Source organism: Lentzea sp. (assembly GCF_035525475.1).
In the GTDB taxonomy this organism is placed as follows: Bacteria; Actinomycetota; Actinomycetes; order Mycobacteriales; family Pseudonocardiaceae; genus Lentzea.
This window is the reverse complement of record NZ_DATLEC010000021.1, coordinates 1-10,359: the sequence shown is the minus strand read 5'-3', so window position 1 is coordinate 10,359 and position 10,359 is coordinate 1. Positions and strand designations below refer to the sequence as shown.

10 protein-coding genes are annotated in these 10,359 nt (G+C 69.4%); 1 reads left to right on the top strand and 9 read right to left on the bottom strand.

All coding sequences use genetic code 11. The annotated features are described in order from the left end of the window. The coding region (locus VM306_RS02400) for a WD40 repeat domain-containing protein (RefSeq protein WP_414672318.1) at positions 1 to 535 on the top strand (535 nt) is incomplete at its 5' end. On the opposite strand, the gene VM306_RS02395 is transcribed toward VM306_RS02400, so the two are convergent. The 9 genes from VM306_RS02395 to VM306_RS02355 all read right to left on the bottom strand — a co-directional run. Beyond that, on the bottom strand, positions 528 to 1,142 hold the full coding sequence (locus tag VM306_RS02395) for an HAD family hydrolase (RefSeq protein ID WP_325510537.1): 615 nt from the start codon (positions 1,140 to 1,142) through the stop codon (positions 528 to 530). The two genes, VM306_RS02400 and VM306_RS02395, sit on opposite strands and share 8 nt — an antisense overlap. Beyond that, on the bottom strand, positions 1,139 to 1,699 hold the full coding sequence (locus tag VM306_RS02390; RefSeq protein ID WP_325510536.1) for an AAA family ATPase: 561 nt from the start codon (positions 1,697 to 1,699) through the stop codon (positions 1,139 to 1,141). The genes VM306_RS02395 and VM306_RS02390 overlap by 4 nt, the downstream gene beginning before the upstream one ends. A 68-nt stretch (positions 1,700 to 1,767) precedes the next feature. Beyond that, positions 1,768 to 2,781: a hypothetical protein gene (locus VM306_RS02385; RefSeq protein WP_325510535.1), complete on the bottom strand. Its 1,014-nt coding sequence runs from the start codon at positions 2,779 to 2,781 to the stop codon at positions 1,768 to 1,770. Between the two features lie 278 nt (positions 2,782 to 3,059). Then, positions 3,060 to 5,384, bottom strand: a complete 2,325-nt coding sequence (locus VM306_RS02380; protein ID WP_325510534.1) for a [protein-PII] uridylyltransferase — start codon at positions 5,382 to 5,384, stop codon at positions 3,060 to 3,062. A gap of 30 nt (positions 5,385 to 5,414) precedes the next feature. After that, positions 5,415 to 5,753, bottom strand: a complete 339-nt coding sequence (locus tag VM306_RS02375) for a P-II family nitrogen regulator (RefSeq protein ID WP_325510533.1) — start codon at positions 5,751 to 5,753, stop codon at positions 5,415 to 5,417. Beyond that, positions 5,750 to 7,093: an ammonium transporter gene (locus VM306_RS02370; RefSeq protein WP_325510532.1), complete on the bottom strand. Its 1,344-nt coding sequence runs from the start codon at positions 7,091 to 7,093 to the stop codon at positions 5,750 to 5,752. The genes VM306_RS02375 and VM306_RS02370 overlap by 4 nt, the downstream gene beginning before the upstream one ends. Positions 7,094 to 7,349: 256 nt before the next feature. Further along, positions 7,350 to 8,813, bottom strand: coding sequence for an alpha/beta hydrolase (locus VM306_RS02365; protein ID WP_325510531.1), 1,464 nt, complete (start codon positions 8,811 to 8,813; stop codon positions 7,350 to 7,352). A 173-nt stretch (positions 8,814 to 8,986) separates the two neighbouring features. Continuing rightward, positions 8,987 to 9,979: an allantoicase gene (gene alc / locus VM306_RS02360; protein ID WP_325510530.1), complete on the bottom strand. Its 993-nt coding sequence runs from the start codon at positions 9,977 to 9,979 to the stop codon at positions 8,987 to 8,989. Beyond that, the coding region (locus VM306_RS02355; RefSeq protein ID WP_325510529.1) for an amidohydrolase family protein at positions 9,976 to 10,359 on the bottom strand (384 nt) is incomplete at its 5' end. The genes alc and VM306_RS02355, both read right to left, overlap by 4 nt.

The following is a 10,359-nucleotide window of genomic DNA, read 5'->3' as shown; positions in this document are numbered from 1 at the left end:
TGCCGTCGCCTGGCACCCGGAGCAGCTGTTCTTCGCGGTCGCGGGCGAGGACGGCTTGGTGACGGTGAATTCGATGAAGCGCACGCTGTGCACGTTCCGCGGCCGAAAGCGCTTCACATCACTCGCCTGGCAACCACGCTGTGATCTGCTGGCCGTCGGCTGTGCGGATTCGACGATCCTGCTGCTTCGAATGACCCACGAACTGACAGTGGCCGGGGAGTTGCGTGGGCATTCGGACAGCATCAACGCCATCGCGTGGTCACCGACCGGTGACCATCTCCTGACTACGTCCGAGGACCACACGGCCAGGGTGTGGGACCCGTGGACCGGTGACCAACTCACCGTGTTGATCGGTCACACAGGACCGGTCAACGCGGCGCTGTGGTCGTCGGAGGTGGAAGTGGTCACCGGTTCGACGGATCACACGGTGCGGCACTGGAACGTGTCTGACGGGTTCGTCCGGCCCATGTCAGGAATGGCGGCCAACCACGACGTAGCCGTCCTCATCGCGGAGGCACGGCGCAGGCTCAGGTGATGCCGTGGCCAGCCAGCGCTTCCAGCAGCACCGGCTCACGGCGTCCGACCGGAGCAGTGGAGATGTGCGCGAACCGCAGCCCCGCCTCGACCGCGGCGCCGTCCGACACCGGGTCGTCGCCGACGTGAAGACACTCGGACGGCTCGACGTCCAGCCGCGCGCAGGCGGCCTCGAACGCGCGGGCCGAGGGCTTGGAGAAGCCGATCTCGTAGGACAGCGAGAACGCGTCCACCGACAACGACTCGCGGGCGAACACCGGGCGGATGTCCCACGAGATGTTGCTCAGCACGCCGACCTTCAGCGGCCGCACCCGTGCCAGGGCCGCGGCCGTGTCGGAGTACGGCAGCCAGAACGCCGGGTTGTGCAGGCGCTGGAACACCTCGTCGGTCAGCGGGACCCCTGCCAGCCGGAACAGGGTCCAGTGGGCCGAGCGGTTCGCCAACGCCGTCAGGTCGCGTGCGGCCCACACGGCGCGTTCGGCGGCGTTCATCCGTGCGATGTACGGCGCGGGCGCGCGCAGCACCGCGAGGTGTTGGGGTGACAGCCATCGATAGGTGGGACGCCCGAACAGGGTGCCTGCGAAGTCGAAGACGACAGCCTTGATCACGACACCATGATGCGCAGACCACCCGACGTTCCCGCACGGGTGAGCAGCGTCACGCCGGCGAACCCGAAGGGCACCCACCCCGCCTCGAACTGGGAGCGCATCGAGAACCCGCGGCGGACGTGCCGCTCGAACGAGTGCGTGCGCACGAGGCGACGGCGGGCGATCTGGCCGTCGAGGGCCTGGGCCGCCGAGGCGTCCAGCCACAGGAAGTGGCGGGAACGCCCCGACAGGACGCCGGCGAGCACCAGCATGAACCGCGTGCCGGGCCTGGTGGACGGCTCGTGCACGACCAGCAGGCCCGAGCAGAACAGCGCCGCCCAGAACACGCGCAACCTGTGCGTGAGGTGCACGAACACGCGCCAGTACTTGTACGGCAGCGGCACGCGCGGTTCGAGCCACGAGCGCACCTGGTCGGAGTCGAGCACGGTGACCGGTTCGTCCGCGTCCAGGCGGGTGAGCAGCGTCGTCTTGCCCGCGCCGGGAATCCCGGCGAGGACGACGAGTGAGCGCGGCTTCACCCGGACGGTCGCGATCTGCGTGTTCAACACGGCGGTCATGTCCTAGAAGACGTCTTGACCTTCCCTCCCGTTCAGTGTGGCGCGAAATCAGACAAAATGCACTGCTTCTAACGCCAGACGGCGGCGCGGTACGTGCCGTCGGAGAAGTTCGCGACGCCGATGACCTGCCCGACCTCGCTCAGGCCCGTCACGTTGTGACGTGTGGCACCGGACACCGCCGGCAGCAACGTCCGCGTGCCCGCCATGGTCCAGGTCGCGGCCGACGTGCCGGCGGTGCCCGCTACGACGCCGGAGTTGTTCACCTCGCGCGCGCTGGAAGGCGCCGTGGCCAGCACCTCCGTGTCGCCTTCGACGAGGTCCCACCGGACCGCCTGCGACGAGAGGTCGCCGACCGCGAACCCGTTGTCGTTGATGTCGAACGGCCGTGCGCCGGCTCCCAGCTGGGTGCGGGTGTTGTCGCGCAGCCACAGCACGCCGTTCCCCCCGGCGGTGCCGGCCGCGTCGGCGAGCTGGTTGGTACCGAGCAGGACTCCCGCGCCGAGCACCGTCCGCACGCCGGAGGGGTTCCAGCGGACCACGTCGTTGCCGGAGGTGCCGACGACCCAGTTGCCGTTGGTCACGTGCTGCCCGCTGCCCGCGCCCAGGACCGTCGCCTCACCGATCGAGTTCCACAGCACGGCCTGGCTCACGCCGTTGATCGTCGCGGTGCCCGTGACGCTGCCGCCGTCGCTGATGTCGTTCGCGACGGAGCTCGTCGCGCCCGGCACCGTCAGCCGCACCAGTGCGCCGGACGGGTTCCACTTCACCGCCTGGGCTTGTCCTGCCGAGATCACGGCGTACCCGACGACAACGTTGTCAGGGCTGATCGCCGCCGCCCACGAGCCGGAACCGAGGTCCGGAAGCTCGCGGATGCCGTCGAACCGGTCCCAGCGCACGGCGTGCTGGGAGGTGCCCGATCCGTAGGAGACGCCGGCGATCGTGCCGGAGTCGTTGATGTCGGCCGCGATGCTGCGGAGATCACCCGGCAGGGTGCCGAGGTCCTCCGCGGCGAGCGGTGCCGCGTGCGCGGTGGCCGGGATGACCAGAGCCGCCGTGACGGCGGCGACCAGTGCGGTTCTCAACGTTCTTCCTCCCCAGTCAGAACAGCGAGAACCCGACCCTGCCCGGACCGCGCGGAGGTTGTCCAGGAAGCTGTCTCGTTGTCAGAACCGGGGATCAACCGGCGGTGTCACCGCGCGGAGCCTCCCCCGGCCCCACCGATGATCACCGCCGGCCTTGCCCGTCCGGGAGGTGGTCCACCCCTCGAGGACGCTTCCCGGACACCACGAAGACTGCCGGGTTCCGCGTCCGGGCAGGAGCGTGAGCACCCGGAGAGGTTGTGCGTAGTGCTACTCAACCTCTACTCGGCCGCGTCGAGCACGGCCCGTTCGATCCGCTTCCGGTCGAGCTTCGCGCACGCGATGCTGAACGAGTCGACGACCGTCGCGCCCAATGTCGACACACGCGCCCATTGGACGTCCACGCCGCACTGCTCCAACGCGCCGGCGACGCGGTGCAACAGTCCGATCCGGTCCGCGGCACGCAGCTCCAGCACCACCGCGCCGGTTGCCTCGTCGTCGAACCACAGCACCTTCGCGGGCGGCGGGTCGAGCGGCGGGCCACCGTAGTCGCGTTCCTTCGCGGCGAGCTTGTCCGCCAACGGCAACGAGCCGTCGATCGCCCTGGACAGCTGTTCTCGCAGCAGCGACGCGTCCGGAAGCGACCCGAACCGCGGCGACACCGTGAACGCGTCCACCGTCGCACCGCCGTGCGAGCGCAACGTCGCCGCGTGCACCTCCAGCGAGTTCAGCGCGAGCACACCAGCCGCTTTGGACAGCACGCCGGGACGGTCCGGCGCGAGCACCGTCACGACCGCCGCGTGGTCCTGCTTCTCCAGCAGCACCTCCGGCTTTCCCGACGCCGCGACGCGTTCGGCCATCTCGGCGTGCGCGGGGTCGAGCGGTTCCGGCTCGGGCAGCGCCTCCCCCGCCATCGCCTTGCGGCAGCGGCCGACCAGGTCGGCCATCAGCGCGGCCTTCCAGTCCGTCCACACGCCCGGTCCCGTCGCGAGGGAGTCCGACTCGGCCAGCGCGTACAGCAACTCGAGCAGCACCGCGTCGCCGCCGAGCGTCTCGGCCACCCGGTGCACGGTCGCCTCGTCCTCGACGTCACGCCGGGTCGCGGTGTGCGGCAGCAGCAGGTGGTGCCGGACCATCGCGGACAGCGTCTCGACGTCCTGCGGCCACAACCCGATCCGCTCACCGATCTGCGTCGCCAGCGCGGCGCCGACCTCGGAGTGGTCCTGCTGCCGGCCCTTGCCGATGTCGTGGATCAACGCGCCCAGCAGCAACAGGTCCGGTCGCGACACCGTGGTCGCGAGACGGGCCGCGTGCGCGACCGTCTGCACCAGGTGCCGGTCGACCGTCCACATGTGCGCGGCGTCGCGTGGCGGCAGGTCCCGCACCGCACCCCACTCGGGGAACAGCCGGCCCCACAGACCCGTGCGGTCCAACGCTTCCACGACGTCCACGAGCCCGCCGCCGCTGCCCAGCAACGCCAGCAGCTCCTCGCGGGCCTCGCGCGGCCACGGCTGGCGCAGCTCCGGCGCCGAGTCCGCGAGCCGGGTCAGCGTTCCGGACGCGATCGGGTGCTTGCTGCGTGCAGCCGCCGTCGCGACACGCAACAACAACGCCGGATCACGACTGGGAATCGCGTCACGAGCGAGGGAAACCTCGGTTCCGTGCAGCACAACGCCTTCGTCCAACGGCCTGCGCTGCGGTTGTCCTCTCAGGAACGCGCCGAGCCCACGTTTCGGTGCGGCGGCACGAGCCGTGCGCATTGCCACGTCGAACGCGTACACGACCGTGCGTGCGGCAGAGGAAAGCGAACGGGCCAAAGCGAAGCGGTCGGCCAGCCCGAGGGCGGAGGCCACCTCGTCACCGTCCTGCGCCCGCAGCACGTCACGGGGTTTCCGCGCCACCCGGCGGAGTTCCGTGCGCACGTCCAGGAGGAGCTTGCGGGCCTCGGCGACGTCGGCGGACGGCCGGTCCACCACCTGCGCGACGGACAGCGCGTCGAGGATCGTGATGTCCCGCAACCCGCCGCGGCCGTGCTTCAGGTCGGGTTCGACGCGGTGGGCGATCTCGCCGCTGCGGCCCCAGCGCTTCTGCGAGGACTCGGAGATCTCGTCCAGGCGGTTGCGCACGTTGCCGCGCCACGCCTGCCGCGCGCCGTCGGCGAGCTTCTGGGTGACCTCCGCGTCACCGGCGATGTGCCGGATGTCCAGCAGTCCCAGCGCGGTCCGCAGGTCACCGGCGGCGACCCGCAGGGCCTCCCCGACCGTGCGGACGGAGTGGTCGAGACCGATGCCGGAGTTCCACAGCGGGTACCAGAGCTTCTCGGCGATCGCGTCGACGTTCTTGACACCGTTGTGCACCAGGACCAGGTCGAGGTCGGAGTAGGGCACGAGTTCGCGCCGCCCCAGCCCGCCGACCGCCACGAGCGCGACACCCGGTCCGGATGCCCCCGCTCCCCCCGCGTGTTTGGTCAACCAGAACTCGTGCAGGTCCACGAGTGCCTCGCGCAGAGGTTCGGCGGCCAAGCGACGACGACCCGGCACGAGCAGCCTTTCGCGTGCCCGCACCAGGTCGTCAGCCGTGACGACGGCCGTTTCGTTGTTCTCCACGGGCCGTCTCCCCAAGATTTGCCACAGTTGTTAGAGCGCGTCCGTTCCGCGTTCGCCCGTGCGCACACGAACGACCGTCTCGACCGGCGTGACCCAGACCTTCCCGTCGCCGATCTTGCCGGTGCGGGCGGCCTCGACCACCGCTTCCAGCACCTTGTCGACGGCGGCGTCGTCGATGACGACCTCGATCTTGATCTTGGGCACGAAGTCCACCGAGTACTCGGCGCCGCGGTAGACCTCGGTGTGGCCCTTCTGGCGGCCGTAGCCCTGCACCTCGCTGACGGTCATGCCGAGCACCCCGAGCTGTTCGAGGGCGCCCTTCACGTCGTCGAGAGTGAACGGCTTGATGATCGCGGTGACCAGCTTCATGACTTGTTGCTCCCCTCGAGAACCGCGGACGCACCCGCGGCCACGCTCGGCTTGCCGGTGCCCCGCGCGCTGGTGAGGCTGCCGTACTCGTAGGCGCGCTCAGCGTGCTCGGCTTCGTCGATGCTCGCGACCTCGGCCTCCTCCGACGCGCGGAACCCGACGGTGAGCTTCACCAGGTAACCGAGGGCGAGGCTCAGCACGAACGAGTAGCCCAGCACCGCGAACGCGCCGACGGCCTGGCGCCACAGCTGGTCGAAGCCACCGCCGTAGAAGAGGCCGTTGACCTTGGCGGGCGCCGCCTCGCTGGCGAAGAGACCGATCAGGATCGTGCCGGACAGACCACCGACGAGGTGCACGCCGACGACGTCGAGCGAGTCGTCGAAGCCGAAGCGGTACTTGAGCGACACGGCCAGGGCGCAGAGGGCGCCGGTGATCGCGCCGATCGCGAGGGCGCCGATCGGGGTGACGGCGGAACAGGCGGGCGTGATGGCGACCAGACCGGCGATGACACCCGACGCGGCGCCGAGCGTGGTGGCCTTGCCGTCGCGGATGCGCTCCGTCAGCAGCCAGCCGAGCATCGCGGCGCAGGTGGCGACGAGCGTGTTGATGAACGTGACACCCGCGGTGCCGTTCGCGCCCAGGGCCGAACCGGCGTTGAACCCGAACCAGCCGAACCACAGCAGACCGGCGCCGAGCACGACCAGCGGCAGGCTGTGCGGCTTCATCGGCTCCTTCGGCCAGCCGACGCGCTTGCCGAGGACGATGGCCAGGGCGAGACCCGCGGCACCGGCGTTGATGTGCACCGCCGTGCCACCGGCGAAGTCGATCGCGAGGAGCTTGTTGGCGATCCAGCCGCCGGGGTCGACGACGTTGCCGGCCTCGTCCTTGCCGTCGAAGTCGAAGACCCAGTGGGCGACCGGGAAGTAGACGATCGTGGCCCACAGACCGGCGAACAGCAGCCACGGGCCGAAGCGGGCGCGGTCGGCGATGGCACCGGAGATCAGCGCGACCGTGATGATCGCGAACATGGCCTGGAACGCCACGAACACCGTGCTCGGGATCTTGCCGAACAACGAGTCGGCGCCCAGGAGCCCGTCAAGGCCGAAGAACTCGAACGGCTTGCCCAGCAGGCCCGCGCCGACGTCCGCGCCGAATGCCGTCGAGTACCCGAACAGCACCCACAGGACACCCACCACGGCCATCGCGCCCAGGCTCATCATCATCATGTTGAGCACGCTCTTCGAACGGACCATGCCCCCGTAGAAGAAGGCGAGGCCCGGCGTCATCAGCAGCACCAAGGCGGCGCTGGTGAGCACCCAGGCGGTGTCCCCTGTATCCACTTCGACCTCCACTGCACGTCGGTTGCAGGGAGCATCGGGATGTCCTGTTTCACGAACCCGCGTGCAACGTTTCGCGGAGGTGAACTGTCGGGTGGAGGTTGTTACGTCCGCGTTTCACGGGGTTCACGGGCCCGCTTCGGCGACCTCACAGCACCCGGCCGGTCACCCGAAGTAGCCGGAGGACGTCGCCCGAAACGGTGAGCTGACACGACGGTGCCCCCGGCGTGAGCACCGGGGGCACAGTGACGAACCGGTCCTAGCCTGCGAGCGAGAACGGCCCCGCCGGGACCTTCGGCTTCGCGGACATGACCGAGGCGTCGGCCGGCGGCTCGACCGCGGCGCACGAGGTGCCGTTGCGCGGCAGCTTCAGCGACACGAGGTACTCGTTGTTGATCTTCAGCGTGCACTCGCTGCGGTCGTACACGCCGTGGCCCCAGCCTTCGTAGGTGACGAAGACGGTGGTGTCACGGGACTGCCTGTGCGCGTTGACCGCCCACTCGTAGACCGTCGCCGGGTCGTGCTTGGCGTTGGTCAGCAGGATCTTCGGCGCGTTCTTGATCTTCAGCGGATGCTGCGGGTTCGTGGCCTTCGGGAACCCGACGCAGCCCATCATGGCGCCGTGACCGATCGACGAACCGCGGGTGTTCGGCGCGACGCGGTTCTCCATGGCGTTGAGCGCCCGGTACTCGCTGTACGAGCCGACGCGCAGGTTGTAGTCGTTGCAGAAGACGCCCGCGAACGGGTTCTCGAACGTCTCACCGGCCGCGAACGCCTTGGCGCCCACCGGCGCGCCCTGGACGAGCGAGGCGACCCAGTCGGCGAACGGCTTGAAGGCGGGGCCGTAACCCATGCCCACGACGTTGCCGCCGAGGTTCTCCGCCGTGATGACGCGGCCGGTCTCGTCCTTCAGCTCGCCGCGGTCGGCCTTGGCGAGCAGGTCCTTCCAGATCGCCCGCAGGTCCTTGCCGTAGAACGGCGAGGAGGGCGTCCGGTCGCTCCACTTGACCCACTCGTCGAACATGTCGTCCGCGCCGCGCGCCTCGGTCTCGAGGAACTTCCACGTGCCGAGGCTGTGGTCCATGTTCGAGTCGATGATCATGGCGCGGATGTTCTTGCCGTACTGCTCCGCGTAGTGCTGGCCCATGATCGTGCCGTACGAGATGCCGTAGTAGTTGATCTTCTTCTCGCCCAGCGCCCTGCGGATGGAGTCGATGTCGCTCGCGACTTCCCTCGTCGAGGCGTGGTCGAAGATCGGCCCGGACTGCTCGCGGCAGTCCGCGCGCAGCTCCTTGTTGAACGCGACCAGCTGGTCGAACTCGGCCTCGCTCTTCGGGTACTCGGACGGCTGGCGCTGCAGCACCTCGGCCGAGCACTTGATCGGCTGGCTGCGCGCGACACCGCGCGGGTCGAACCCGATGATGTCGAACTTGTCGGAGATCTCCTTGCTGAAGTAGTTCTCCGCGTACATGCCGAAGTCGACGCCCGACCCGCCCGGTCCACCGGGGTTGATCACCATCGCGCCGATGCGCTGGGCCGGGTCGGTCGCCTTGCGGCGCGACACGGCCAGCTGGAACTTCTCGCCGTTCGGCCTGGCGTAGTCCACCGGCAGTTCGAGGAAGCCGCAGTCGACCGTCGGCACCTCTTCACACGGCTTCCAGTCGACCGCGCCGACCTTGAGCTCCGGCTGCCCTTCCGGAGCCGCGACAGCGACCTGGCTCACACCTAGTACCAATGCAGAACTCGCGATCGCGGCGCCTAAGACGCGCACCATCGGTTGCATGGATTTCCTCCCTAGATCCCCGATCTTGCGGGAGGAACGCTTCCACCGATCGTGTGACGCGGACAACCGTCGTGGGTATGGATGAGAATCAGCCTGTGGTCGTACAACCACAGTCAGTTAGTCGTTTTGGCCCACACTTCGCGCAGGTGTGCTAGGCCGTCACTCGTAGCTGTGCCGATGATCCGGAGGCGTGCCATTCCGCCGTCCGGGTAGATGTCGAGCCGGACGGCCGTCGCCTCCACCGCGTCCACGACGAACCGGTGCCGCGTGTCGGGCTGCAGCCGGGTGCGCGGGAGCAGGTCGAACCACGTGTCGGCGTCCCGGCGTTCGTCGCAGGCGCTGACGGACGCCCAGCCCGGCGCGTTGCCCTTGAAGTGGCTGGTGTCGAGCTCGACGAGGTTCACGACACCCGGCGCGGCGAGCCGCAGCGACACCCAGTCGTTGCCGTCGTCACGCCGGCGCGCGGTCTCCCAGCCCTCGCCCATGAGCGTGGCCTGACCGGGGGCGATGAGGTTGTTGGGCGAGCTGTAGAACATGTTGCTGCAGCCGGTGACGACCGCGCCGTTCTCCAGCGCGGCGAGGTCGATCCCGGGCACGAGCAGCCGCGGGTCCGCGAGCGGTTCGCCGTGCACGCGCAACCGGGCGACGCCGCCGTCCGGGTCGATGGTGAGGCGTACGTGCGTGACGCGGCGCCCCTCTCGTACGTCGAAGAAGTGCTTCTCGTCGCCCTTCAACGCGGAGCGTTCGACCAGCGGGAACCACTCGGTGATCTCGTCGGCGCCCGGATAGCCGTCGACCTGCGCGCCCTCCACCCAGCAGAACGGCGGGAAGTTGCCCTTGAAGAACGCCGTGTCGACGACGACCCCGCGCACCACACCGGGCATGCCGAGCCTGACCACGGCCTGGTCGACACCCGGTTCACGGCGGCGGCGCGTCTCCCAGCCGTCGTAGACCTGGCCTTTGTGGCCGAAGGTGTAGGTCCGGTAGACCGGCTCGGCGGGTTTGATCAGGTTCTCCCGCTCGGCGAACAGCTCGTCGTTCGCCCACACCACACCACCGCCGGCCGCGCGCGAGGCGAGATCGGGCAGCCGGGTCCACTCCGTCATACTTCTCCTCTGCGTAGCAGCTTGCCCTGCGTCTGACTGGTTTCCTTGCCACGCAACCACGTCTGCCGCACGACGCCGTGCAGCGAACGACCGTGGTAGGGCGTGACGGGGTTGCGGTGGTGGAGCTTGTCCTTGTCCACCACGAAGGTCTCGTCCGGCGCGAACACCACGAAGTCCGCGTCCTTGCCGACCTCGATGGCGCCCTTGGTCTCCAGCCCGACCTGGCGGGCCGGGTGCGCCGCCATCCAGCGGACGACGTCGGTGAGCTGGAAGCCGCGTTCCCGCGCGCCCGTCCACACCGCGGGCAGGCCGAGCTGCAGTGACGCGATGCCGCCCCACGCCGTGGCGAAGTCGCCCTGCTTGAGCTCCACCGTGCTCGG

Bases quoted from the DNA above. Each gene is read 5' to 3' on its own strand.
- VM306_RS02390 (WP_325510536.1), bottom strand. From the start codon at position 1,699: ATGACCGCCGTGTTGAACACGCAGATCGCGACCGTCCGGGTGAAGCCG.
- VM306_RS02375 (WP_325510533.1), bottom strand. From the start codon at position 5,753: ATGAAGCTGGTCACCGCGATCATCAAGCCGTTCACTCTCGACGACGTG.
- alc (WP_325510530.1), bottom strand. From the start codon at position 9,979: ATGACGGAGTGGACCCGGCTGCCCGATCTCGCCTCGCGCGCGGCCGGC.